The 24,444-nt window shown below is 74.3% G+C and carries 20 protein-coding genes; 3 read left to right on the plus strand and 17 right to left on the minus strand.

The features are described from left to right. Positions 1 to 48 precede the first annotated feature (48 nt). Positions 49 to 945, minus strand: a complete 897-nt coding sequence (locus tag ACFWU6_RS18855) for a trans-aconitate 2-methyltransferase (protein ID WP_383812221.1) — start codon at positions 943 to 945, stop codon at positions 49 to 51. Between the two features lie 161 nt (positions 946 to 1,106). Between ACFWU6_RS18855 and ACFWU6_RS18860 the strand changes: the two genes are divergently transcribed. After that, complete coding sequence (locus ACFWU6_RS18860) at positions 1,107 to 1,604, plus strand: MarR family winged helix-turn-helix transcriptional regulator (RefSeq protein WP_383812223.1); 498 nt, start codon at positions 1,107 to 1,109, stop codon at positions 1,602 to 1,604. Here the strand turns inward: ACFWU6_RS18860 and ACFWU6_RS18865 are convergent. The 12 genes from ACFWU6_RS18865 to rsmI form a co-directional block, all read right to left on the minus strand. Beyond that, positions 1,563 to 2,330: a LuxR C-terminal-related transcriptional regulator gene (locus tag ACFWU6_RS18865; protein ID WP_383982014.1), complete on the minus strand. Its 768-nt coding sequence runs from the start codon at positions 2,328 to 2,330 to the stop codon at positions 1,563 to 1,565. The two genes, ACFWU6_RS18860 and ACFWU6_RS18865, sit on opposite strands and share 42 nt — an antisense overlap. 505 nt (positions 2,331 to 2,835) lie before the next feature. Continuing rightward, on the minus strand, positions 2,836 to 3,795 hold the full coding sequence (gene galE / locus ACFWU6_RS18870; RefSeq protein ID WP_383812227.1) for a UDP-glucose 4-epimerase GalE: 960 nt from the start codon (positions 3,793 to 3,795) through the stop codon (positions 2,836 to 2,838). Between the two features lie 143 nt (positions 3,796 to 3,938). Further along, positions 3,939 to 4,631, minus strand: coding sequence for a response regulator transcription factor (locus tag ACFWU6_RS18875; RefSeq protein WP_383812239.1), 693 nt, complete (start codon positions 4,629 to 4,631; stop codon positions 3,939 to 3,941). Between the two features lie 147 nt (positions 4,632 to 4,778). Further along, the gene (locus tag ACFWU6_RS18880) at positions 4,779 to 6,539 is read right to left on the minus strand and encodes a PQQ-binding-like beta-propeller repeat protein (RefSeq protein ID WP_383982016.1); all 1,761 of its coding nucleotides are present in this window, start codon (positions 6,537 to 6,539) and stop codon (positions 4,779 to 4,781) included. A 40-nt stretch (positions 6,540 to 6,579) separates the two neighbouring features. Continuing rightward, entirely contained in the window at positions 6,580 to 8,274 is a 1,695-nt protein-coding gene (locus ACFWU6_RS18885) for a PQQ-binding-like beta-propeller repeat protein (RefSeq protein ID WP_383982018.1), read from the minus strand. Between the two features lie 157 nt (positions 8,275 to 8,431). After that, positions 8,432 to 10,234 carry an ABC-F family ATP-binding cassette domain-containing protein gene (locus tag ACFWU6_RS18890; RefSeq protein WP_383812233.1) on the minus strand — a complete coding sequence of 601 codons (1,803 nt, stop codon included), beginning with the start codon at positions 10,232 to 10,234 and terminating at the stop codon, positions 8,432 to 8,434. 180 nt (positions 10,235 to 10,414) lie between these two features. Beyond that, positions 10,415 to 11,323: a 4-(cytidine 5'-diphospho)-2-C-methyl-D-erythritol kinase gene (locus ACFWU6_RS18895; protein ID WP_383812235.1), complete on the minus strand. Its 909-nt coding sequence runs from the start codon at positions 11,321 to 11,323 to the stop codon at positions 10,415 to 10,417. After that, entirely contained in the window at positions 11,320 to 12,255 is a 936-nt protein-coding gene (gene rsmA / locus ACFWU6_RS18900; RefSeq protein WP_383982020.1) for a 16S rRNA (adenine(1518)-N(6)/adenine(1519)-N(6))-dimethyltransferase RsmA, read from the minus strand. The genes ACFWU6_RS18895 and rsmA overlap by 4 nt, the downstream gene beginning before the upstream one ends. Then, the gene (locus ACFWU6_RS18905) at positions 12,252 to 13,829 is read right to left on the minus strand and encodes a ubiquitin-like domain-containing protein (protein ID WP_383982021.1); all 1,578 of its coding nucleotides are present in this window, start codon (positions 13,827 to 13,829) and stop codon (positions 12,252 to 12,254) included. The genes rsmA and ACFWU6_RS18905 overlap by 4 nt, the downstream gene beginning before the upstream one ends. Positions 13,830 to 14,317: 488 nt before the next feature. Further along, complete coding sequence (locus ACFWU6_RS18910; protein ID WP_383801209.1) at positions 14,318 to 15,193, minus strand: TatD family hydrolase; 876 nt, start codon at positions 15,191 to 15,193, stop codon at positions 14,318 to 14,320. Positions 15,194 to 15,203: 10 nt separating this feature from the next. Then, the gene (locus ACFWU6_RS18915; protein WP_383801212.1) at positions 15,204 to 15,704 is read right to left on the minus strand and encodes a hypothetical protein; all 501 of its coding nucleotides are present in this window, start codon (positions 15,702 to 15,704) and stop codon (positions 15,204 to 15,206) included. Between the two features lie 139 nt (positions 15,705 to 15,843). Then, a complete protein-coding gene (gene rsmI, locus ACFWU6_RS18920; RefSeq protein ID WP_383801215.1) occupies positions 15,844 to 16,773 on the minus strand; it encodes a 16S rRNA (cytidine(1402)-2'-O)-methyltransferase in 930 nt (309 codons plus the stop codon). 93 nt (positions 16,774 to 16,866) lie between these two features. Here rsmI and ACFWU6_RS18925 point away from each other — a divergent pair, with 93 nt between their 5' ends. Further along, on the plus strand, positions 16,867 to 18,636 hold the full coding sequence (locus tag ACFWU6_RS18925) for a dolichyl-phosphate-mannose--protein mannosyltransferase (RefSeq protein ID WP_383982023.1): 1,770 nt from the start codon (positions 16,867 to 16,869) through the stop codon (positions 18,634 to 18,636). A gap of 114 nt (positions 18,637 to 18,750) precedes the next feature. Further along, positions 18,751 to 20,385 carry a penicillin-binding transpeptidase domain-containing protein gene (locus ACFWU6_RS18930; RefSeq protein ID WP_383982025.1) on the plus strand — a complete coding sequence of 545 codons (1,635 nt, stop codon included), beginning with the start codon at positions 18,751 to 18,753 and terminating at the stop codon, positions 20,383 to 20,385. A 28-nt stretch (positions 20,386 to 20,413) separates the two neighbouring features. Here the strand turns inward: ACFWU6_RS18930 and ACFWU6_RS18935 are convergent, their stop codons facing one another. The 4 genes from ACFWU6_RS18935 to ACFWU6_RS18950 form a co-directional block, all read right to left on the minus strand. Continuing rightward, positions 20,414 to 21,610 (minus strand): serine hydrolase domain-containing protein, encoded by a 1,197-nt coding sequence (locus ACFWU6_RS18935; protein WP_383982069.1) that lies wholly within the window; start codon positions 21,608 to 21,610, stop codon positions 20,414 to 20,416. A gap of 92 nt (positions 21,611 to 21,702) precedes the next feature. Continuing rightward, positions 21,703 to 22,461, minus strand: a complete 759-nt coding sequence (locus ACFWU6_RS18940; RefSeq protein WP_383801223.1) for an energy-coupling factor ABC transporter ATP-binding protein — start codon at positions 22,459 to 22,461, stop codon at positions 21,703 to 21,705. Further along, positions 22,449 to 23,210 carry a cobalt ECF transporter T component CbiQ gene (gene cbiQ / locus ACFWU6_RS18945; protein ID WP_383982027.1) on the minus strand — a complete coding sequence of 254 codons (762 nt, stop codon included), beginning with the start codon at positions 23,208 to 23,210 and terminating at the stop codon, positions 22,449 to 22,451. The genes ACFWU6_RS18940 and cbiQ overlap by 13 nt, the downstream gene beginning before the upstream one ends. A 1-nt stretch (position 23,211) precedes the next feature. Continuing rightward, complete coding sequence (locus tag ACFWU6_RS18950; protein WP_383982029.1) at positions 23,212 to 24,300, minus strand: energy-coupling factor ABC transporter permease; 1,089 nt, start codon at positions 24,298 to 24,300, stop codon at positions 23,212 to 23,214. Positions 24,301 to 24,444 lie beyond the last annotated feature (144 nt).

The following is a 24,444-nucleotide window of genomic DNA, read 5'->3' on the forward strand; positions in this document are numbered from 1 at the left end:
CTCCGGTGGCGGGGCGCCGTCGTGCCGCGGGGCCCGCGGTCCGGGCCGTCAGCCGTCCTTCCGGGCGACGACGAAGATCCGGCGGAACGGGAAGACGGTGCCGCGCGGGCCGGTCGGGTACGCCTCGCGCAGCAGGTCGCGGTATTCGGTCAGCAGCGCGTCCGCCGCCTCCCGGTCGTCCCCGAGCGCGGTCAGCACGGGCCGCAGGGCGGTGCCCTTGACCCAGTCCAGCACCGGGTCGGGGCCCTGAAGCAGCTGGTGGTAGGTGGTCTCCCAGACGTCGACGGCGCAGCCGAGCTCGGTGAAACGGGCCAGGTATTCGGCGGGCTCGCACAGGTGGACGTAATGGGCGCCGAGGCCGGCGAGGCGGGCGCTCCAGCGCGGGGAGTCGCAGAGCCGGGCGAGCAGCGCGTGGCTGGGGGCGGAAGAGTTGCCCGGGACCTGGAAGGCCAGGGTGCCGCCGGGGCGCAGGCCGTTCGTCCAGGCGGCGAAGGAAGCGGGGTGGTTGGGCACCCACTGCAGGGCGGCGTTGGAGACGATCAGGTCGTACGGCTCCTCGGGGAGCCAGTCGGCGAGGTCGGCGCGACGGAACTCCAGGGCGCCGCCGCCGGCGGTGGGGCCGGAGTACTCGTCGGTGGCGCGCCGGAGCATCTCCGGGGAGAGGTCGAAGCCCGTGATGCGGGCCTCGGGCCAGCGGTCGGCGAGCAGGGCGGTGACGTTGCCGGGGCCGCAGCCGAGGTCGGCGATGCGTGCGCGGGCGGCCTCCCCGGAGGGGGTCCGGGGGAGGGGCGGCAGCTCGGGTATGCGGGTCAGGAGGTCCGCGAAGGGGCGGGCGCGGTGTCCGGCGTGCCGGAGGTACTGCCGGGGGTCCCACGTGGGCGCGGCGGGCCCGGTGGTAGCGGTGGCGGTGCCGGCGATCGGGTCCGGCGCAGTATCGGAATACACGTTCGATGCTCCTTGCTGGCGGGGCGGTCGGAAGCGGAATCCGTTCCGGTCCGGTCCCTGCCCCATGCTCCGCCGCTTTATATCTCGGTGTCAAGATACTTGATGTCGAGATACATGACGTGAAGAGACTTCACATCGACAGACCCCTTACACTGATCGGCATGGAGGACGAGGTCGACCGATTGGTCGCGGCATGGCGGCGGGAGCGCCCTGACCTCGACGTGGAACCGCTCGAGGTACTGAGCCGCGTCAGCAGGCTCGCGCGCCACCTCGACCGCGCCCGTCGACTGGCCTTCGCCGAGCACGGGCTGGAGCCCTGGGAGTTCGACGTCCTGACCTCGCTGCGGCGCGCGGGCGCGCCCTACCAGCTCTCCCCCGGCCAGCTGCTGACGCAGACCCTGGTCACCTCCGGCACCATGACCAACCGCATCGACCGGCTCGCCAAGAAGGGCCTCGTCGAGCGGCTCCCGGACCCCAGCGACCGCCGCGGCGTCCTGGTACGGCTCACCCCCGAGGGCCGGGACCGCGCCGACCAGGCCCTCGCCGGGCTGCTGGCCCAGGAGCGGGCGATCCTGGCCCAGCTCTCGCAGCACCAGCGCGGCGACCTCGCCGGGCTGCTACGCCAGTTGACCGCTCCGTTCGACAACATCCCCGGCTAGCTCCGCCGGCCGTACGCCCGCCCGCCGGGCCAGTGCCACGGCGGCGAGGGTGGAGTGCACGCCGAGCTTGCCCAGCACGTTCTGCATGTGGGTGCGGACGGTGTGCGGGGACAGGAACAACCGGGCCGCCACGTCCTTGCGCCCCAGGCCCGCCACCATGCAGCGCAGCACCTCGTGTTCGCGCGGGGTGAGCGACTCGACGAGCCGTTCGCTGTCCGTACGGTGCTTGCGCGCCGCGGTCAGTTCCCGCAGGACTCCGGTCAACAGGGCGGGCGGGAGGTGGGTCTCCTCGCGCAGCACCCCGCGGATGACGGCCAGCAGCCGCGAGAGCGAGCAGTCCTTCGCCACCCAGCCCGAGGCCCCCGCCTGGAGTGCGAGGGCCGCCCGACGGGGCTCGTCGCGCTCGGCGAGGACGACGGTGCGGACCCCGGGGTGGGTCACCCGCACCCCGGCGACCAGCGCGATGCCGTCCGCGGCGCCGGGCGGCGGGCCGGAGCCCGAATCACGCTGGGCGGGCACGGCCCCGGCGACGGCGGCGAGGTCGGCGTCGACCAGCAGGACGTCGAAGCGGCGGCCCTCGGCCACCGCGCGTTCGAGGCAGCGCAGGGCGGCGGGACCGCTGCCGGCAGCGGACACGTCCACGTCCGGCTCGGCCGCGAGCGCGGCCGCCAGCGATTCGGCGAAGATGCGGTGGTCGTCGACCACGAGAACCCGGATACGAACCACAAAACCCCCAAGGGTCGGGGAACGGACGGCGGCGGGTACGGCGCCCGGACCGGGTGATCCGCAGCTGCCGCGGCCGCCGCCGAGACATCTCTGCACTACCCCGGACCGGACCCCGTACCCGACGTGTCTCGACCCCTGAATCAACACCGGCCCCCACCGGTGTCACGCATCAGCGTAGGCCCGGGTGCGGCTCGCGGTTGGCCGAATAGCAGAAGTTTTTCCAGGGATTTTCCCGCGCAGGCGTTCCGAACGGGCTGCGCGATGGCTTGTTTTAGACCGCCCTGACGGTCCGGGCGGCCGGTTCCGGGCCGGGGTGTGCCGCGGGCAGTTGCACGGGGGGCATGTCATCCGGTGTGTGCGCGCCGGGCGCCCGCGCACCGCTCCCCCGCACGGCGCACGGCACACGCACGCACGCCCTCCGCACCTGGCGGTGCGGAGGGCGTGCGGGAGGGCGCCGGCCGGGCCGGCGCCGGCGGCGCCGTACGGCCCAGAAGGGCCGGGAGGGTCAGGAGGCGTGCGTCCGGGCGAAGTTCCACGCGTCCGTGATGATGCCGGTGAGGTCCGAGCGGTTCGGGGTCCAGCCCAGGCGCTCGTGGGCCGTGCGGGCGGAGGCGACCAGGACCGCCGGGTCCCCCGCCCTGCGCGCCGCCACGACCTCGGGGATCTCGTGGCCGGTGACCTTGCGGACCGTCTCGACGACCTCGCGCACCGAGAAGCCGCTGCCGTTGCCGAGGTTGCAGATCAGGTGCTCGCCGGCGGTGGCGTTCTCCAGCGCGGCCAGGTGGGCCTCCGCCAGGTCGGCGACGTGGATGTAGTCGCGCACGCAGGTGCCGTCCGGGGTCGGGTAGTCCTCCCCGTACACCGAGATCGACTCCCGCTCGCCGAGGGCGACCTGGAGGACCAGCGGGATCAGGTGGGTCTCGGGAGAGTGCCGCTCGCCGAACGCCCCGTAGGCGCCGGCGACGTTGAAGTAGCGCAGGGACACGGCGGCCAGGCCGTGCGCGGCGCACTCCCCCGCGATCATGTGGTCCACGGCCAGCTTCGTGGCCCCGTACGGGTTGGTCGGCGCGGTGACGGACGCTTCGGTCAGCAGGCCCTCCGTCGGCTCCCCGTAGGTGGCGGCGGTGGAGGAGAACACCAGCTTGCGCAGGCCCACCGCGCGCATGGCGTTCAGCAGCGCGAGGGTGCCGCCGACGTTGTTCTCCCAGTACTTGGCCGGGTTCGCCACGGACTCGCCGACCTGCGAGGAGGCCGCGAAGTGCAGCACCGCCTCGTAGGAGTCGTCGAGGTGCTCGGCGGCGTCCTGGATGCGGCCCTCGATGAAGGAGGCGCCCTCCGGGACTCCCGCGCGGAAGCCGGTGCTGAGGTCGTCGAGGACGGTGACCTCGTGGCCGGCCTCCAGGAGGTGGGCGGCGACCACGCTGCCGACGTATCCGGCGCCACCGGTTACCAGGTACTTACTCACTCGCCTACTGCCTCTCGCGGGGGAACGCACACCGGGTGCACAAGCGTGCTGATGACTGGCTTACCCGATCCGGCGCCCGCAGGGAAATCGGCGGGGCGATCCGCGGTGATCCGCAGTGATCCGCGTGATCCGCAGTGATCCGCTCAGTCGTTGGCCGCGGCCGCCGCGCGCGCCGGCGCCGCCCGGTCCAGCAGCCCGGTGCGGGCGGCCAGTGCCGCCGCCTCCAGCCGGGAGCCCACACCCAGCTTCATCAGGACCCGCTGCACGTGCGTACGGGCGGTGCTCGGGGCGATCGCCATGCCGGCGGCGATGAGCCGGGTGTCCTCCCCCTCGGCGACCCGGACCAGCACCTCCACCTCGCGCGGGGTCAGCAGCCGCAGTAGCCGGCTGCCCTCGTCGTCGGGCTGGGCGGCCGGGTTGAGGAGTTCGGCGAAGGCGCCCTGCAACAGCTGCGGGGAGATCGCCACCTCCCCGGCCCGCGCCTTGGCCAGGGCCCGCTCCACTCCCTCGATCCGCTCGTCGTGGCGTACGTACCCGCAGGCGCCGGCGGCGAAGGCGGCCGCGATCCCGCGCGGGCTGGGCACCGGGCCGAGGACGACCACGGCGATCTGCGGGCGCTCCCGCCTGATGCGGACCACGGGTTCGAAGACGCCCGGCTCGGCCGGGGCGGCGGTGCCGAGGAGGCAGACCTCCGGGGCCCTGCTGATGACGAGCTCGGCGGCGCCCGCGGCCGGCGCGGCCGCGGCGAGCACCCGGTGCCCGCGCAGTTTCAGGGCCGAGGCGAGCGCCTCGGCCAGCAGCCGGTGCTCGTCGACCACCACGACCCGTACGCCCATGCAGGCACCCACCCCCGACCCTTCTGACCCGGCAAGCTACACGCTTGTTCGACCGTGCGCCGGGGTTACCGCGCGAAAGCCCCCGGAAGGCGGACCTTCCGGGGGCTCCGGGCTGAAGCGGCGCGACGCCGTGCGGTGCGGGCCGGCTCAGCTCGCGGCGAAGGAGACGAACAGGTACTCCGGGTCGCTCTTGTCGGAGTAGGGCTTGCGGGCCGTGGTGCGCGAGATGAACAGCTTGCCCTTGCCGTAGCGGTACTCGGAGTAGTCCGGCGAGAAGGCGGTCTCGATGCGCTGGCTCGACTTGTCCGACGGGTTCTCCATGAGGAGGGTCTCCTTCATGGTCGTCCCGTCGATGCTGACGATCTGGCCGCCCATGTCGTAGGGCGGGGACTTGTAGGCGATGATGTTCGGCCCGTCCATGCGCAGCGGGAAGATCTCGTACCGCTCGCCCGCGTCGGCGCGGTCAGTGGTCTGCTTGCCCGTCTCCAGGTCGAAGGAGAGCAGCTCGTTGGTGCGTCCGCTGGAGGACTGCCCCTGGTGCTCGTAGGACGGCAGGTAGAGCTTGCCGTTGCCGACCACCATGTTGGAGCACTTCTCGACCTCGATGCCCGAGCACTTGCCGGCGAAGGCGCCGGAGGCGAGCGAGATGCGCGCCTTCAGCTCGCCCGAGGGGGCGATGACGAAGAGGTCGCTGACGCCGGTGGCGTTCTTGGCGGTCTTGCCGACGTCGGCGCCGACGATGAGGGGCTTCGTCGAGACGATGCCGGCGTACTCGATGCCCGGTGCGAGCTTGTACGAGGACGTGGGCGCGCCGGTCGCCGGGTCCAGGGTCTGGGCGTACAGGGTCTGGCTGGACATCTGGCCGCACTTGCGGATGACGGCGAGGGCCTCGCCGCCCGCGTAGCCGGTGTCGCGGCAGCCTTCGCCGTCGACCTTGGGCAGCCACAGGGACTTGCCGTCGGCGAGGTTCCAGGCGGCGCCGCCGGCGATGCCGGCCGCGGCGACGGTCTGGCCGCTGAGGGTCACCTCGTAGTACGAGACGGGCTTGTCGCCGCTGGTGGCGCCCTTGGCGTTGCCGGACCACAGGAGCTTGCCCGCGGCCAGGTCGATGACGCCGACCTCGGTGCACTGCGGGTACTTGTTGTCGGGCGTGGCCTGGGAGGCCCTGAAGAGGACGGCCGTCTTGTTGTCGCTCACGTGCCTGGTCGCGCCGCAGAGCTCGCCGGGGAAGGGCACTTCCCACTTCTTGCCGCCGTCGACGAGGTTGTAGCCGACCACCTTGCCCACGTCGGACTTGACGTACGCGGAGTCGGTGAGCCAGGAGCCGGCGACGCTGGCGACCTCGGCCGGCTGCGGGTTCGGCTGGTTGAACAGCGGCTTCGACTTGGTGTTGGCCGGCACCTTCTCGGAACCGCCGGTGCCGGCCTGGGGCTTGTCGCCGCCGGAGCCGGTGCCCCCGCTGCCGCCCGCGGTGGTCTGGCCGCCGGGCGCGGCGCCCCCGTCCCCGGAGACGTACCAGAGGCCGCCGCCGACGATCATGACGATGGCCAGGAGGGCGGCGCCGACGATCATCAGCTGGGTGCGCTTGTCGTTGCCGCCGGCCCGGGGCGCGGCGGCCCGCGCCGGGGCGCCGGGCGGCGGGCCGAAGGGCGGCGGGGTGCCGGGGGCGGGCTGCTGCGGGTAGCCGTAACCGGCCGGGGGCTGCTGCGGGTAGCCGTACGAGGGCTGCCCGGCCGGGGCGCCGTACGCGGGCTGCGCGGCCGGGGGCTGCTGCGGGGGCGCCGGCGGCGCGGGGGGCGCGGGGGGCGCGGACGGCGGCACGGGCGCGCCGAAGCCGCCCGGCGGGGGGTCCTGCGGCGCTCCGAAGCCGCCGGAGGGCGGCTGGCTGGGGGGCGGCGGGGTGCTCATCGGTGTTACTGCCTCTCGGTGGGCGGCTCGTTGGACGCGTTCACTTGCCGAAGACCATCAGGAGCTTCTCGTCCGTTCCCTTGGCCTGGAGGCGCGAGACGGAGAGGAACAGCCGCCCGTCGACGTAGTCGACCTTCGGGGTGTGGAAGGAGCTCTCGATCGGAGCGGCCGGGCCCGACGGGTTGCGCAGGAGCGCGGTGGGGGCGCCGCCACCGGCCGGGACGGAGAGGACCTCGCCCCCGTTGCCGGAGTCGGCCCTGCGGTAGGCGACGAGCTGGCCGCCGGCCGCCGTGAGCGGGGTGAGGGTGCGCTTGGCCCCGGCCGGGGTGCGCCACTTCTCCTTGCCGGTGGCGAGGTCGAAGGCCACGACGTGGTTGCCCGCCGTGAGGTCCGGGGCGGTGGCGAGGTAGAGGGTGCCCGCGTCGACGACGGCCGAGGAGCAGACCGACAGGGACCGGAAGATGCCGGTGTCGCCGCAGCCGAGGGGGAACTTGCCCTCGGCGGACAGGTTGGGGCCCTGTCGGCCGTCGGGGCCGATGACCGTGATGACGCGCTGCTTGGTCGTCTCGTTGCCGAGGTCGAGGACGAGGGGGTCCACCGAGTAGACGCTGGTGACCTTGAAGCCCTGGGGGACCCGGTAGGTCCAGCCGCGCTTGCCGGTGACCGGGTCGGTGGCCTGGACCTCGGCGGTCTTGTCCTCGTCGAGGCAGGTGGCGAGGCCGATCATCTTGCCGTTGCCGGTGGTGTAGGAGTCGGGCCTGCACCCCTCGGCCTGCGGGCTGGCGAAGAGCTTGTCGCCGTTGCTGATCCTGAACGCGCTGGCGGTGCCGGAGCGGCTGACGGCCACGGTGTCACCGGTGAGGGAGAGCGTGGGGCGGGTGAAGATGTCGAAGAGCTGCTCCTTGGGCACCTCCTTCGACCAGACCTCCTTGCCCGTGGTGAGGTCCACCACCCGCATCTGGGTGCAGGAGGCGCTCTCCCCCTCGCCGTCGCGGTACATGACGACCGTCTTGCCGTCGGCGGTGGTCTGCGGGGTGACGGAGCAGATGACGGCGGGGAAGGGGAGCGTCCACTTCTCCTTGCCGTCGGTGACGGCGTAGCCGGTGAGGGACTTCCAGACGCTCTTGACGACGGTGTCGCCGACGACCCACTGGCCCTCGGTGTCCACGCCCATCCCGGGACCGTCGATCTTGGCCGTCTTGAGCCAGAGGACCTTGTCCTCGCCCTGCCGGCGGCCGGAGTTGAGGTCGGTCTGCTCGGCGCCGCCGGCGCCGCTGCCGTCGCCCTTGTCGACCGTGGCGGAGGGCGAGGGCTTGTCGTCCGCGGGCGTGGAGCCCTGCGCGACGGGCTGCTTGGGGTCCTTGTCGCCGTCGTGGAGGAAGGCGAAGTACCCGCCGGTGCCCAGGACCAGGAGCGCCCCGGCGACGGCGGCGGCCAGCAGGGCCGTCCGCTTCCTCGGCGGGGTGCCGGGAGCGCCCGGGGACTGGCCGAAGGGGACGGTCGGCGGCTGGGGCGGGTATCCGTAGCCGGGGTGCGGCGGTTGCGGCGGCTGGCCGTACGGCGGCTGCGCCGGCGGGCCGTACGGCGGCTGCGGCTGCGGCTGCGGCTGCGGCTGCTGCGCGTACGGGTTGGCGCCCTGCGGCGGCTGGCCGTAGCCAGGCTGCGGCGGGCCGGGCAGGTGTCCGTAACCGGAAGGCGGCGGCGGCTGGTTCGGCGGCTGGGGCGGCTCGGTCATCAGCGCACGCTTTCGGCTTCGGGGCGGTGGGGAGGATGACCTTTCTATCACTCACACCATCCTTACGCCGGACCGGTCCGCCCCCTGTTCCCAAGGGAGGACCGGCCCGTGACGCCGCCGTTATCCGGCCGGCCGGCCGCGCGGGGCCGGCCGGGGGCTACGCCTCCTCGGCCAGTTCCAGCCAGCGCATCTCCAAGTCGTCGCGGTCGGAGAGCAGTTCCCTCAGCTCCGCGTCGAGCTTGGCCACCTTGTCGTAGTCGGTGGAGTTCTCGGCGATCTGCGCGTGCAGGCTGCTCTCGCGGTCGGAGAGCTTGTTGAGCTGCCGCTCGATCTTCTGGAGCTCCTTCTTCGCGGCGCGCGCGTCACCGGAGGCGGAGGTCTTGGGGCCGGCGGAGGCCGGGGAGGGCGCCGGGACGTCCGCCTCGATCATCTTCCGGCGGCGCTCCAGGTACTCGTCGAGGCCGCGCGGCAGCATCCGCAGGCTGGCGTCGCCGAGCAGGGCCATCACCGTGTCGGTGGTGCGCTCGATGAAGAAGCGGTCGTGGGAGATCACGATCATCGAACCGGGCCAGCCGTCGAGGAGGTCCTCCAGCTGCGTCAGGGTCTCGATGTCGAGGTCGTTGGTGGGCTCGTCGAGGAAGAGGACATTGGGCTCGTCCATCAGCAGGCGCAGGATCTGCAGCCGGCGGCGCTCGCCGCCGGAGAGGTCGCCGACCGGCGTCCACTGCTTCTCCTTGGTGAAGCCGAACTGCTCGCAGAGCTGGCCCGCCGTCATCTCACGGCCCTTGCCGAGGTCGACGCGGTCGCGCACCCGCTGGACGGCCTCCAGCACCCGCAGGGACGGGTCGAGTTCGCCGACCTCCTGGGAGAGGTAGGCGAGTCTGACGGTCTTGCCCACGATGACCTTGCCCTTGGCGGGCTGGACCTCCCCCTGGGTACGGGCGGCCTCGGCGAGGGCGCGCAGCAGGGAGGTCTTGCCGGCGCCGTTGACCCCGACCAGGCCGACGCGGTCGCCGGGGCCGAGGTGCCAGGTCAGGTGCTCCAGCAGGGTCTTGGGGCCGGCCTGGACGGTGACGTCCTCCAGGTCGAAGACGGTCTTGCCCAGACGGGCGTTGGCGAACTTCATCAGCTCGGAGGTGTCGCGCGGCGGCGGCACGTCGGCGATGAGCTCGTTGGCGGCCTCGATGCGGTAGCGGGGCTTGGAGGTCCGGGCGGGGGCGCCGCGGCGCAGCCAGGCCAGCTCCTTGCGCATCAGGTTCTGCCGCTTGGACTCCTCGGTGGCGGCGATGCGGTCGCGCTCGGCGCGGGCGAAGACGTAGTCGCTGTAGCCGCCCTCGTACTCGTGGACGTCACCGCGCTGCACGTCCCACATGCGGGTGCAGACCTGGTCGAGGAACCAGCGGTCGTGGGTGACGCAGACGAGCGCCGAGCGGCGCTCCTGGAGGTGCTTGGCGAGCCAGGAGATGCCCTCGACGTCGAGGTGGTTGGTGGGCTCGTCGAGGATCAGCAGGTCCTGGTCGGCGATGAGCAGCTTGGCCAGCGCGATGCGGCGGCGCTCGCCGCCGGAGAGCGGGCCGATGACGGTGTCCAGGCCCTGGCCGAAGCCGGGGAGGTCCAGGCCGCCGAAGAGGCCGGTGAGCACGTCGCGGATCTTGGCGTTGCCCGCCCACTCGTGGTCGGCCATGTCCCCGATGATCTCGTGGCGGACGGTGGCCGCGGGGTCGAGGGAGTCGTGCTGGGTGAGCACCCCCATCTGGAGGCCGCTGTTCTGGGTGACCCGGCCCGCGTCGGGCTCCTCCAGCTTGGCGATCATGCGGATGAGGGTGGTCTTGCCGTCGCCGTTGCGGCCGACGACCCCGATCCGGTCCCCCTCGGACACGCCGAGGGAGATGCCGTCGAGCAGGGTACGTGTGCCGTACACCTTGCTGACTGCCTCGACATTGACCAGATTGACGGCCATCAGACGCGCTCCAGGGAAGGGGTGGGATCAGCCCCTCAGCCTAACCCTCCGGGCGGGGGCGGACCGTTACGCCGGTGGCCGTCCGCCGGGCACGGCGGTGCGGTGCCGCAGGCCGGGCGGCCTTCCCGCCGGGCCGGGGCCGCAGGCCTCCGCCCGGCGGCCCCGGGCGGGCGGCGGCGGTCAGGCCGACAGGACCGTGGCGCCGGGGGCCGGGCCGGACGCCGTGCGGGTGGTCCGGCAGGTGCCGGATGCCTCCAGCCCGGCGGCGACCTTGTCGGCGGCCTCCGCGTCCCGGACCAGGAAGGCGGTCGTGGGGCCCGACCCGGAGACCAGCGCGGCCAGCGCTCCCGCGCCGGTGCCCGCGGCCAGGGTGGCGGCGAGCTGCGGCCGCAGCGACAGGGCGGCCGGCTGGAGGTCGTTGGCCAGGGTGGCGGCCAGCGCGTCGGGGTCGCCCGAGGCCAGGGCCGCGAGCAGCGCCGGGGCGGCGACCGGCTCGGGGACCGCCGTACCGGCGGCCGCGGCGAGGCGGTCGAACTCGCGGAAGACCGCGGGGGTCGACAGTCCGCCGTCGGCGACCGCGAACACCCAGTGGAAGGTGCCCGCGTCCAGCGGGGTCAGCTGTTCGCCGCGGCCGGTCCCGAGCGCGGCGCCGCCCACCAGGCTGAACGGGACGTCGCTGCCCAGCGCCGCGCAGATGTCGAGCAGTTCGGCGCGCGGGGTGTCCAGGCCCCACAGGGCGTCGCAGGCCAGCAGGGCCGCCGCGCCGTCCGCGCTGCCGCCCGCCATGCCGCCCGCCACCGGGATGCGCTTGGCGATGTGGAGGTGGACCGCGGGGGCGAGCCCGGCCCGTTCCGCGAGGAGCTCGGCGGCGCGCGCCGCGAGGTTGCCGCGGTCCAAGGGCACCTTGTGCGCGTCGGGGCCCTCGCAGGTGACCGTGAGCCGGTCTGCCGCGCTCGCCGTCACCTCGTCGAAGAGGGAGACCGCCAGGAAGACGTTGGCCAGGTCGTGGAAGCCGTCGGGCCGGGCGGCGCCCACCGCGAGGCCGACGTTGACCTTGGCGGGGACCCGCACGGTCACGGCGCCGCTCACGACGCGCCCCGCTCCGCGGCGGGCGCCTGCCCGGCGGGCTTGTGCTCGGCGATCGCCGCGAACTCCTCCACCGTCAGCGACTCCCCGCGCGCCTGCGGCGAGACGCCGGCGGCGACCAGGGCCTCTTCGGCGCCCGCCGCCGAGCCGGCCCAGCCGGCCAGGGCGGCGCGCAGCGTCTTGCGCCGCTGGGCGAAGGCCGCGTCCACGACCGCGAAGACCTCGGTCTTGGACGCGGTGGTCTTGACGGGCTCGGTCCGCCGGACCAGCGAGACGAGGCCGGAGTCGACGTTCGGCGCGGGCCAGAACACCTTGCGGCCGATGGAGCCGGCCCGCTTGACGTGCGCGTACCAGTTGGCCTTGACGGAGGGGACGCCGTAGACCTTGCTGCCGGGCTCGGCGGCGAGCCGGTCGGCGACCTCGGCCTGCACCATGACCAGGGTCCGCTCGATGGTCGGGAAGCGGTCGAGCATGGTGAGCAGCACGGGCACGGCCACGTTGTACGGCAGGTTCGCGACGAGCGCGGTGGGCGCCGGGCCGGGCAGCTCCCTGACGAGCATCGCGTCGGAGTGGACCAGCGCGAAGCGGTCCTTGCGGGCGGGCATGCGGGCCTCGATGGTGGCGGGCAGCGCCGCCGCGAGGATGTCGTCGATCTCCACCGCGACGACCCGGTCCGCGGACTCCAGCAGCGCGAGCGTCAGCGAGCCCAGCCCCGGTCCGACCTCGACGACCACGTCGTCGGGGCGTACCCCGGCGGTGCGTACGATCCGGCGGACCGTGTTGGCGTCGATGACGAAGTTCTGGCCCTTCTGCTTCGTCGGGCGTACGCCGAGGGCCGCGGCCAGCTCCCGGATGTCGGCGGGGCCGAGGAGGGAGTCGGACGCGGGGTTCTCGGGGTTTTCGGGGTTCTCGGGCTGCTGCTCTGCGGTGCTCACCGGTAAAGCCTACGGCCGCAGTGGGGCCAGGGACTCGCCCCCCGCTGCACGTAGAGCTTCTTCGCCCGGTACGTCTGCTCCGCGCCCGGGGCGTCCTGCGGGCGGCCGCTCCCGCCGAGGCCCTGCCAGGTGCGCACGTCGAACTGGTACAGCCCGCCGTAGGTGCCCGAGGCGTCGGTGGCGTCGGGCCGCCCGCCCGACTCGCACTGGGCGAGGGCGACCCAGTCGAGGCCGTCCGCGCCGGCGACGGAGCTCGGCAGCGGCTTCGTGCCCACCTTGACGATCTGGGTGACGGGCTCGCGCACGGTCTCCGCGGTGATCCGCCGGGGCTTCTGGCGGACCCCGTTGACGGTGCGCAGGCCGTACGTGACCCTGCGCACCCCGGGCCGCCCGGCCCGTTCGACGACCTCCGTGCCGGTGAACAGGGCGGCGTCCCTGACCCGCTCGACCGCGTAGGGGATGCGCTCCTCGCGGACCTCGCGGGTGCCGGTGATCCGGAGCACCGTGACGGTCTGGCCGTCGCGCGGGAAGTCCGCGGCGGGCACGGAGGTGGTGTCCTGGCCGCGCAGGGTGATGCCGGCCTGGTCCAGGGCGTCCCGGACGGTGGCCGCGTTGGTGCGGATGGTGCGCTCGCGGCCGTCCGCCATGAAGGTGACGCTGCGTTCGGTCCGGACGCTGAGGGCCATGCCGGCGCGGGGGACGGGGGCGCTGAGGGGGGCGGAGAGGTAGGCGCCCTCGCCGCGAATGCCGAACTGCCGCAGGGCGCCCTCGACGGTGCGGGCGGTGGTCCACACCCGGCGCGGGCTGCCGTCGAGGGTGAGGGCCAGGGGGCGGCCGTAGCGGACCACGACCTCCTCGCCGTCGTCGAGGCGGTCCCCGGGTGCGGGGGCGACGAGGTCGTGGGGGCCGATGCCGAGGCCTTCGGAGGCGAGCAGTTCCCCGACGTCGTCGGAGAAGGTGTGGAGGCTGCGGGGGACGCCGTCGACGGTGAGGCGGACGGCCTTGTCGGCGGCGACGAAGGCGGTGGTGCCGCCGGCGAGGAAGGCGACGACCAGCGCCTGCGGGACGATCCGGCGCCAGGTGCGGCCGAAGCCGGTGCCGGAGCGTGCGGGCGCGGGTGCGGGCGCTGCGGCGGACCCGCCGCGGCGGCGCCGGGCGCCGGGCACGTCCGCGGGTGCGGGTGCGGGTGCGGCTGCCGCTGCGGCCGGCGGTTCGGACGCTCCCCTGCGCCTGCCGGAGCCGGAGCCCGGAAGGGGGGCGTCGGGCCGGCCGGCCCGGCGGCGGCCCGGTCCCGCGGGGGCGGGCAGGGCGCCCGGCGCGGCGGCCTCGGCGGGGGCTCCGCGGCGGCGGCCGGTGCCGGTCGCCGCGTGCGCGACATCCGCTTGGGGGGTGTCACGGCCGGTCCGGCCGCGGGCGCGGCGTCCGGTGCGGGGGGCGGGGACCGCGGGGTCGGCGGGGACCGCGGGGTCCGGTTCGCCGGGTCCGCCCGCCCCGGTCGGCCGGGCGGGGGCCTCGTCCTCGTACGCCTCCGGGACGGAGCCGCCACGGCGGTGACTGCCCTGCGTATCGCTCACGACGCTTGCTCCACTGGTCCGGCCCCGGCTGGTTCGGGCACGGCACCTTAGCGGAGGAGTCGTCACGCACCAAAGCCGGCCGACTACGCAGCGTGTCGCCCGAACGGCTGCCCGACGCACCGGCTCCGGGGCCGTTCCGGGGGAGGCCGCGGCCCACCGAAGTCCGCGCACGGCGGCGCCTCCCGCACGCCCCGGCGCGGCGCGTCCCGACGGCTGCCGGCGCACCGGCGCCGGGCGGGCTCCCGGGGCGGACGGCGGACGGCGTACGTCGGCCCCCGCCGCGCGTCCCTCCCGCGGCGGGGGCCGAACGGCGCCCGACCCGCCGGCCGGGCGGGGGGACGGCGTACGTCGGCCCCCGCCGCGCGTCCCTCCCGCGGCGGGGGCCGAACGGCGCCCGACCCGCCGGCCGGGCGGGCTCCGGGGACGGAGCGGACGGCGGACGGCGGACGGCGGACGGCGGCGGGTGCTCCGTGGCTGCCGCCGCGGCGTCAGTAGTCGAAGGCCCGTGCCGTGTTGGCGGCCAGGGCGGTGGCCATGGCGTCCTCGTCGAGGCCTCGGACGGCGGCCATCGCCCGTACGGTCAGCGGGATCAGGTACGGGGCGTTGGGCCGCCCCCGGTACGGCGCCGGGGTCAGGTAGGGCGCGTCCGTCTCGACGAGCACCAGCTCCAGCGGGGCCACGGCCAGCGCCTCGCGCAGCGGGGCCGCGTTCTTGAAGGTGACGGTCCCGGCGAAGGACATGTAGTACCCGGCGGCCGCGCACGCGCGGGCCATCTCAGCGTCCCCGGAGTAGCAGTGGAAGACGGTCCGCTCCGGCGCCCCCTCCTCGCGCAGCACGCGCAGCACGTCGGCGTGGGCCTCGCGGTCGTGGATGACCAGCGCCTTGCCCTGCCGCTTGGCGATCTCGATGTGGGCGCGGAAGGAGCGCTCCTGCGCGGCCATGCCCTCCGGGCCGGTGCGGAAGTAGTCCAGCCCGGTCTCGCCCACCGCCTTGACGTGGTCCAGGGCGGCGAGCGCCTCGATCTCGGCGAGCGCGTCGTCGAGCGCGGACTCGCCGCCGCCGCTCCGCGCGCCCTGGCGGGACCAGCCGTCGGGGTCGCCGTGGACGATCCGCGGGGCTTCGTTCGGGTGCAGGGCCACCGCGGCGTGGACGTTCGCGTACTCCGCGGCGGTCTCGGCGGCCCAGCGGGAGCCCTTCACGTCGCAGCCCACCTGGACGACCGTGGTCACGCCCACCGAGGCGGCCTTGGCGAGCCCCTCCTCGACCGTGCCGGACTGCATGTCGAGGTGGGTGTGCGAGTCGGCGACCGCCACGCGCAGCGGTTCGGGCAGCGGCGGCGGGGCGTCCTTCGAAGCGGTACTCATACGGCCGATCCTATGACCGGCGCAGGCGTCCCAGGAGGCGGGCGAGCGGGCCCCGGCGCTGCTCGGCGGCGTCGACGAAGACGGGCCCGGGGGCGTCGTGGAGCCGGGACGCCCCGCGCCGCTCCGGGGCGCGGGGGGCGCTGTGGCCCGCGGGGACCGGTCCGGCGATGCCGGGGGCGACGCGGTGGTGGTAGAGCTGGTCGAGCATTCCGAGGACGGAGGAGACCTGGCCCGCCCGCATGATCCGCACGACGTGCCCGCCGCAGTTCATGCAGGTCGGGTTCGACAGCGGGGAGGGCACCCGCTCCCCGTCGGCCTTGTACAGGATGAACGGCTGCCCCGTGCCGTCGACGTGGTGCTCTATCGCGTAGGCCTGCTCCCAGCCGTAGCCGCACCTCATGCAGGCGAAGGAGTACGCCTCGTGCACGGTCTGCGCGGCGGCGGCGGGGGCGGGAAGGGCGCCGGGTCCGGCGGCGGTGACGGGGACCGGGGTGTCTGCGATCTCACTCATGCCAGCTCCTCTTGTTCCACTGGTGCCACGGCCAGTGGACGCCTCTTCGGGCGGGAGCGCATCAGGCCCTGTCGACTGTTGGACGGCCCTTGGGCGACTCATGCCCAAAACGCCCGGTGCGCGGTCCGGGCTTTGCCTTTCAGGCTAGTCCTTTACCGACCTGCGGCACCTTTTGTGCCGCGTTCTTTGCCGCGACGACGGCATCGAAGACCTCGCGCTTGGGTAGCCCGGCCTCCGCCGCGACCGCCGCGATGGCCTCCTTCCGGCGCTCGCCCGCCTCCTCGCGGACCCGCACCCTGCGCACCAGCTCCTCGGCGTCCACGTCGCCGGGGACGGCGGCCGGGGCGCCCTCGACCACGACGGTGATCTCCCCGCGCACGCCCTCGGCGGCCCAGGCGGCGAGCTCGCCGAGCCCGCCGCGCCTGACCTCCTCGTACGTCTTGGTCAGCTCGCGGCAGACGGCCGCCCGCCGGTCGGCGCCGAAGACCTCGGCCATCGCGGCCAGGGTGTCGTCGAGCCGGTGCGGGGCCTCGAAGTAGACGAGCGTGCGCCGCTCGCCCTCGACCTCGCGCAGCCGGCCGAGGCGCTCGCCCGCCTTGCGCGGCAGGAAGCCCTCGAAGCAGAAGCGGTCCACGGGCAGCCCGGACAGGGCGAGCGCGGTGAGCACCGCGGACGGGCCGGGCACGGCGGTGACCTTGAGGTCCTTGTCCACCGCGGCGGCGACGAGCCGGTAGCCGGGGTCCGAGACGGACGGCATGCCCGCGTCGGTCACCAGCAGCACCCGCTTGCCCGCCTCCAGCGCCTCGACCAGCTCCGGCGTGCGGGCCGATTCGTTGCCCTCGAAGTACGAGAGGACGCGCCCGGTGGTGTGCACCCCGAGCCCCTGGGTCAGCCGGCGCAGCCGCCGGGTGTCCTCGGCGGCGATCACGTCGGCGCGCTCCAGCTCGGCGGCGAGCCGCGGCGGGGCGTCCGAGAGGTCGCCGATCGGGGTCCCCGCGAGGACGAGGACACCCGCCCGGTCGGCGGGCGCGTGGACTGGTTCGGTACCGCGGGGCTGGTCAGCTGTCACCGGCCCATCTTCTCAGCCCTTTCGCGGGCCCGGCTCGCCCGTGTGCGCACGCGGCGACTGGGGCTCCACAGATCGGTTCCCTACCATGACCCGGTGACCAGTACCGCGACGCCGCCGCCCAGCCCCGCGGGGGCCCCGCCCGCCCCGCCCGCGGGACGGGCCGAAGAGCCCCCCACGTGGCTGCGCCGCCTGCGCGGCTTCGGCTACGCGCCGCCCGCGGGGGCGTCGCCGCGGCCGGACGTCCGCACCCGCCTGGTGCCCCCGTACGCCCGGCCCTCGGCGCAGCTGTGGGCGGTCTTCGGGCTGCCGCCGGCCGTGTGGGGCGGCTGGCAGCGCGTCTTCGCGTGGGCCGGTCCGCTGCTGGTGGCGCTGGTCGCCGGGGTGCTGCGGTTCGTGCACCTGGGCAGCCCGAAGGCGGTGATATTCGACGAGACGTACTACGCCAAGGACGCCTGGGCCACGATCAGGCAGGGTTACGAGGCGAGCTGGCCCAAGGACATCGACAAGTCGATCCTCGCCAACCCGGACGGGGTGCCGCTCCCCGCCGACCCGGGCTACGTCGTCCATCCGCCGGTCGGCAAGTGGGTCATCGGCCTCGGCGAGTGGATGTTCGGCCTCACCCCCTTCGGGTGGCGGTTCATGACCGCCGTGCTCGGCACCCTCTCGGTGCTGATGCTGTGCCGGATCGGCCGCCGCCTCCTGCGCTCAACCTTCCTCGGCTGCCTGGCGGGCACGCTGCTCGCGGTGGACGGGCTGCACCTGGTGATGAGCCGCACCGCGCTGCTCGACCTGGTGCTGATGTTCTTCGTGCTGGCCGCCTTCGGGGCGCTGCTCATCGACCGGGACAGGTCCCGGGCCCGGCTCGCCGACGCGCTCCCGGTGGACGCGCAGGGCCGGACCCGGCCCGACGCTGGGATCGCCGAGACGCTGCGGCTGGGCTGGCGCCCGTACCGGATTCTGGCGGGGGTCTGCCTGGGGCTGGCCGCGGGCACGAAGTGGAACGGCTTCATCGCGCTGGCGTTCTTCGGCGTGCTGACGGTGCTGTGGGATGCGGCCGCGCGGCGCACCGCGGGCGCGGGCTCGCCGTACGCGGCGATGCTGCGCCGGGACGCGCTGCCGGCCTTCGTCTCGACGGTGCCGGTGGCGTTGGCGACGTACGTGGCCTCCTGGTCGGGCTGGATCTTCAGCCCGGACGACGGCAGGGGCGGCTACCTGCGCGACTGGGCCGCCCGGTACGACCGGGGCAGTTCGCTCTCCTTCCTGCCGGAGTGGCTGCGCAGCCTGTGGCACTACGAGACCGAGGTGTACAAGTTCCACGTCGGCCTGACCTCGGGGCACACCTACGAGTCCAACCCGTGGAGCTGGCTGGTGCTGGGCCGGCCGGTCTCGTACTTCTACGAGTCCCCCGAGCCCGGCGCCGACGGCTGTCCGGCGACGGCGGCGGGCAAGTGCGCCCGCGAGGTGCTGGCGCTGGGCACCCCGCTGCTGTGGTGGGCGGGCTGCTTCGCGCTGCTGTACGTGCTGTGGCGCTGGTTCTTCCGCCGCGACTGGCGGGCGGGCGCCATCGCCTGCGCGCTGGGCGCGGGGCTGCTGCCCTGGTTCCACTACCAGGAGCGGACGATCTTCTTCTTCTACGCGGTGGTCTTCGTCCCCTACCTCTGCCTGGCGGTGGCGATGATGCTCGGCGCCCTGCTGGGACCGGCGGGCTCCTCGGAGCGCCGGCGGGCGCTGGGGGCGATCGGGGCGGGCGTGCTGGTCCTGCTGATCGTGTGGAACTTCATCTACTTCTGGCCCATCTACACCGGCCAGACCCTCCCGATGGACTCCTGGCGGGGCCGGATGTGGCTGGACACCTGGGTCTGACGATGTTCCGGTCCGGTAACAAGAACGTATGAACACATGAACAACGCGTAAGGTCTGCACCTGGAGTTCTTTGAACATGTTCAGAGAACTGTGTTTCCTGGGGAGGGACCAGCAGTGAACGGGGCAGCGAAGGGCGCGATCGTCGGCGGGGTGTTCCTGGCGATGGCGGGCGGGACCGCGTACGGGGTGTACGCGCTCGTGGGGGACGCGGGCGACAGCGGGGGGACGGCGGGCGGGACCTCCGTCCAGGCGGCGAAGGGCAGCGGCCCCGTCGGCGAGAAGGACGCGGCCGCGACCGCCAAGGCGTTCCTGGCCGCCTGGGCGGCCGGGGACGGACGGGCGGCCGCGGAGCTGACGAACAACGTGGCGGCCGCGGAGAGCGCGGTGGGGGGCTTCCGGAACACGGCGTACGTGTCGAAGGCCGTGATCACCCCCGGCACTCCGGCCGGCACCACCATGCCCTTCAAGGTCGCCGCGGAGGTCACCTACGAGGGCGTCACCAAGCCCCTGGTGTACGACTCCAAGCTGACCGTGGTGCGCGGGCTGACCAGCGGCAGGCCGCTGGTCGACTGGCAGCCCTCGATCATCCACCCCCAGCTGGGGCAGAACGAGACCCTGCGCGCCGGCGAGCCCGCGAACCCGCCGGTCAAGGCCGTGGACCGCAACGGCGAGGAGCTGACCGCGGAGAAGTACCCCTCGCTGCGGCCGGTCCTGGACCAGTTGCGCGCGACGTACGGGAGCAAGACGGGCGGCGCGCCCGGCGCGGAGCTGTGGATCGAGCCGGCGGCCGGCGGGAGCTCCGCCAGGCGGACGCTGCTGACCCTGGTGGAGGGACGGCCGAGCACCCTCAAGACGTACCTGGACGCGACGGTGCAGGCGGCGGCGGAACAGGCGGTCGCACGGTACCCGCAGGCGTCGGTGGTGGCGGTCAAGCCGAGCAACGGGCACATCCTGGCCATCGCCAACCACCGCGCGGACGGCTACGACGCGGCGATGACGGGCAACCGGGCGCCGGGCTCGACGATGAAGATCGTGACGGCGGCGATGCTGCTGAACCGCGGCCTGGTCGCGGCGGACAAGCCGGCGGAGTGCACGAAGGAAGCGGTCTGGGGCGGCCGCACCTTCCACAACCTGAAGAACTTCGAGCTGCCGGGCGCGACCTTCGCGACGAGCTTCGCCAAGTCCTGCAACACCGCCTTCATCAAGCCGATCGACGGCGTGCGCGACGACGCGGCGCTCTCGAAGGAGGCGAAGGAGGTCTTCGGCATCGGGCTGGACTGGAAGACGGGCATCAAGTCCACCGACGGCAGGGTCCCGACGGCGACGGGCGCGGAGGAGGCCGCCGCGTACATCGGGCAGGGCCAGATCACGATGAACCCGCTCAACGTCGCGTCCATCACCGCCACCGCGCGCACCGGGGTCTTCCGCCAGCCCCTGCTCGTCTCCCCGGACCTCGACGGCCGGACGATCGCGACGGCGGAGCGCCGGATGAAGCCGGGGGTGCAGCAGCAGCTGGTGTCGATGATGCGGCTGACGGCGGCCGGCGGTACGGCCGCCGAGGCGATGGCGTCGGTCGGCGGCGACAAGGGCGGGAAGACCGGCTCCGCGGAGGTCGACGGCGCGGGCAGCCCGGACAGCTGGTTCACCGGCTTCGGCGGCGACGTGGCCGCGGCGGCGATGGTGGAGGGCGGCGGCCACGGCGGCGACGCGGCGGGCCCGATCGTGGCCGCGGTCCTCTCGGCACGCTGACCCCGGGCCTGGCGGCCGGCCCCCAGGCCTAGCCGGAGGCTGACCCCCGGGCCTGGAGGCTGGCCCCGAGCGCCCGGACCAGGGCCTGCGCCCTCGGGTCGGCGGTGACCGACGGGGCCAGGGCGTTGGTGACGTAGCCGAAGCCGATGCCGGCCTCCGGGTCGGCGAAGGCCAGCGAGCCGCCGCGCCCGGGATGCCCGAAGGAGGCCGGGGAGAGCAGCGGCGAGGCCGGGCCGTGGAGCATGTACCCGGGACCGAAGCGGGTGTTGACCACCAGCACCCGGTCCGGGCCCGCGGAGAGCTCCGTGCCGGCGAGGGCGGTGGTCTGCGGGGTGAACAGCCGGCCGCCGTCCTCGGTGTCGTCGAGCAGCGCGGCGTAGAGGCCTGCCAGGGCCCGCGCCGTGCCGATCCCCGCCGAGGCGGGGAGTTGCGCGGCCCGGTAACCGGGGGCGTTCTCGTCCGGCAGCGGGTCGATGGCGGCGAAGGCCCGGCGGGTGAGGGAGGCCGGGTCCGCGTAGGCCTCGGAGACGTTCCTGCGCGGCCGGGTGCGCAGCGTGCCCGCCCGCTGCGGCGGGGCCACCGCGGCGACCCGGCCGACCCGCCCGGCCGCCGCCTCCGCTTCCGGCAGGCCTATCCAGAAGTCCAGCCCCAGCGGGCCCGTGACCTCCGCCGCCAGCCACTGCCCGATCGGGGTCCCGGTCACCCGCAGCACCAGCTCCGACAGCAGCCAGCTGTACGTCTGCGCGTGGTAGCCGTGGTCCGTGCCGGGCTCCCAGAAGGGCCGCTGGGCGGCGACCGCGCGCGGCCCCGAGGTCCCGTCGACGGCCTCGGCGGGGGTCAGGCCGCGGTCGAGGGCGGGTACGGCGGCCCGGTGCGCGAGCAGGTCCCGTACGAGGACCCGCTCCTTGCCGGCCGCCTTGAACTCGGGCCAGTAGGAGCCCACCGGCGCGCCCAGGTCCAACAGCCCGCGCTGGTGCAGCAGCAGCGGCACGACGGCGGCGACGCCCTTGGTCGCCGACCGGACCACCTGCGCGGTGCCGGCGCTCCACGGTTCGGCGGGGCCCTGGGCGTCCGCGTCCCTCGGGCCGGCCCACAGGTCCACGACCCGGCGCCCGTCCCGGTACACGGCGACGGCCGCGCCCCGGTCCCCGAGCACCTCGAAGTTGCGTACGAATGCCTCTCGGACGGCCTCGAAGCCCTCCGCCACGTCGCCCCGGACGTCCACCAGCCGATTGTTCACGAGCGGTCCAACACCCGGCGCCGTCGCCTTATGCCGCTCGGGCCCCGGTCGTACCGCCCGGGCCGCGGTCCTCCCGCTCAGGCCACGGTCACGGAGCGCGGGTCGAAGCCGAAGGGCAGCTCCAGGCGGTGCGCCCGCATCAGCTCCTCGTCGCACAGGAGGTCCTGGGTGCGTCCGTCCGCCGCGATGACGCCGTCGCTGAGGATCACGGCCCGCGCGCACAGTTCCAGCGCGTACGGGAGGTCGTGGGTCACCATCAGCACGGTCACGTCCAGCGACCGCAGGATGTCCGCGAGCTCCCGCCGCGAGGCCGGGTCGAGGTTGGAGGAGGGCTCGTCCAGGACCAGGATCTCGGGCCGCATGGCCAGTACGGTCGCGACCGCGACCCGGCGGCGCTGTCCGAAGGAGAGGTGGTGCGGCGGGCGGTCCGCGAAGCCGGCCATGCCGACCTGCTCCAGGGCGTGCGCCACCCGCTCCTCCAGCTCCGGGCCCCGCAGGCCGGCGGCGGCCGGGCCGAAGGCCACGTCCTCGCGCACGGTGGGCATGAAGAGCTGGTCGTCGGGGTCCTGGAAGACGATCCCGACCCGGCGCCGGACCTCGGCGAGGTTCCGCTTCTCCACGGGCAGCCCGGCCACGGTCACGGAGCCGACGCCGCCGGCCAGGATGCCGTTGAGGTGCAGGACGAGGGTGGTCTTGCCGGCGCCGTTGGGCCCGAGCAGGGCGACGCGCTCGCCGCGCCCGACGGTGAGGTCCACGCCGAAGAGGGCCTGGTGGCCGTCGGGGTAGGCGTAGGCGAGGCCGGAGACTTCGAGAGAGGGTGCGGTCACAGCGTCCATCCCATCAGACAGACGGCGAGCGCCGTCACCGGGAGCACGGCCGCGTACGCCCACTGGGCACGGGTGGCCGTGACGTCGTCGATCACCGGCATCGAACCGGCGTAGCCGCGGCTGACCATGGCGAGGTAGACCCGTTCGCCGCGCTCGTAGGAGCGGATGAACAGCGCCCCGGCGGTCTTGGCGAGCACCCCCCAGTGGCGGACGCCGCGGGCCTCGAACCCCCGGGAGCGACGGGCGATGGACATCCGGCGCAGCTCGTCGGTGACCACGTCGCCGTAGCGGATCATGAAGGAGGCGATCTGGACGAGCAGCGGGGGCAGCCTCAGCCGCTGGAGGCCGAGCAGCAGCGCCCGCAGTTCGGTGGTGGAGGCGAGCAGGACGGAGGCGGCGACCCCGAGGGTGCCCTTGGCCAGGACGTTCCAGGCGCCCCAGAGCCCGGAGACGCTGAGCGACGTGCCGAGGACGTCCACCCGCTCGCCCTCGGCCACGAAGGGCATGAGGACGGCGAAGGCGACGAACGGCACCTCGATCACCAGCCGGCGCAGCAGGAAGCCGGCCGGGATGCGGGCCGCGGCCGCGGCCCCCGCGATGAGGACGGCGTACAGGCCGAAGGCCCACACCGCCTCGCGCGGTGTGGACACGACCACGAGTACGAAGGCGAAGGTCGCGGCGAGCTTGCAGTGCGGCGGCAGGTCGTGGACCGGCGAGTGCCCGTGCCGGTAGAGCGTGTGGGCGTGGCCGGCTCCCACGTCAGCCCGCCGCGGGGGAGGCCGTGGAGGTGGCGGTGAGCTCGCCGGCGCGGCGGCGGCGCACGGTCCAGAAGATCCCGGTGCCCACGGCGACGGTCGCCCCGACGCCGATGACCCCGGCGAGGCCGCCGGACAGGCGCGGGTCGTCGACGTCCTTGACGCCGTAGTCGGCGAGCGGGGAGCCGGCGGCCGCGTGGTCCTCGACCTTGGTGTCGATGCCCTTGTCGGCGGCGACCTTCTCCAGGCCGTCGGGGTCGGCGGAGGCGTAGTACGAGACGAACCCGGCGAGGACCAGGGCGGTGACCAGGCCGGCGGCCCAGAACTTCTTGGTGGAGCGGGCCGCGGCCGGCGCCGGGGCGGCGGCGGCCGGGGCGTCGACGAGCTGCCCGTCGACCCGCAGCTTCAGCGGCGCGGCCAGGCCGCGGACCCCGTGCACCAGGTCGGGCCGCACGGCGATCACGGCGCCCACGGTGGCGGCGGTGATGAGGCCCTCGCCGATGCCGATGAGGACGTGGACGCCCACCATCGCGGTGAGCACCTTGGCGAGGGGGACGTCGGTGGTGCCGCCGACGGCGTAGAGGACGGTGAAGGCCGCGGCGGCGGCGGGCACCGAGACCAGGGCGCCGACGAAGGCGGCCGCGGTCGCCGGCCGGCGGCCGGCCGGCAGCACCTTGAGCAGCCCGCGGAAGATCGCGTACGCGACGACCACGGTGACGACGCCCATGACGGTGATGTTCACGCCCAGCGCGGTCAGCCCGCCGTCGGCGAAGAGGATGCCCTGCATGAGCAGCACCACGGAGATGCACAGCACGCCGGTGTAGGGGCCGACGAGTATCGCGGCGAGGGCTCCTCCGAGGAGGTGGCCGCTGGTGCCGGCGGCCACCGGGAAGTTGAGCATCTGGACGGCGAAGACGAAGGCGGCGACGAGGCCGGCGAGCGGTGCGGTGCGCTCTCCCCCGGAGCCTTCGGCCTGGGAGGGGCCCGCCAGCTCGCGGCGGGCGCCGCGGAGGCTGACGCCCACCGCGGCGACGGCCACCACTCCGGCGGCCACCGAGACGGGTGCGTTGATGAATCCGTCGGGCACGTGCATGGAGTGGCTCCGATTCTCACAAAGTCTTTAGCCGTTCAAGAATAGTGCCCACTTGCAAATGGTTGGCAAGAGCGCAGCGGTCACAAATAGAGCCGCGCGGTTTCGTGGGAATGTGCGAGGCTGGGGGGACAAACGGACTCATAT

Source organism: Streptomyces sp. NPDC058674, assembly GCF_042716505.1.
Taxonomy (GTDB): domain Bacteria; phylum Actinomycetota; class Actinomycetes; order Streptomycetales; family Streptomycetaceae; genus Streptomyces.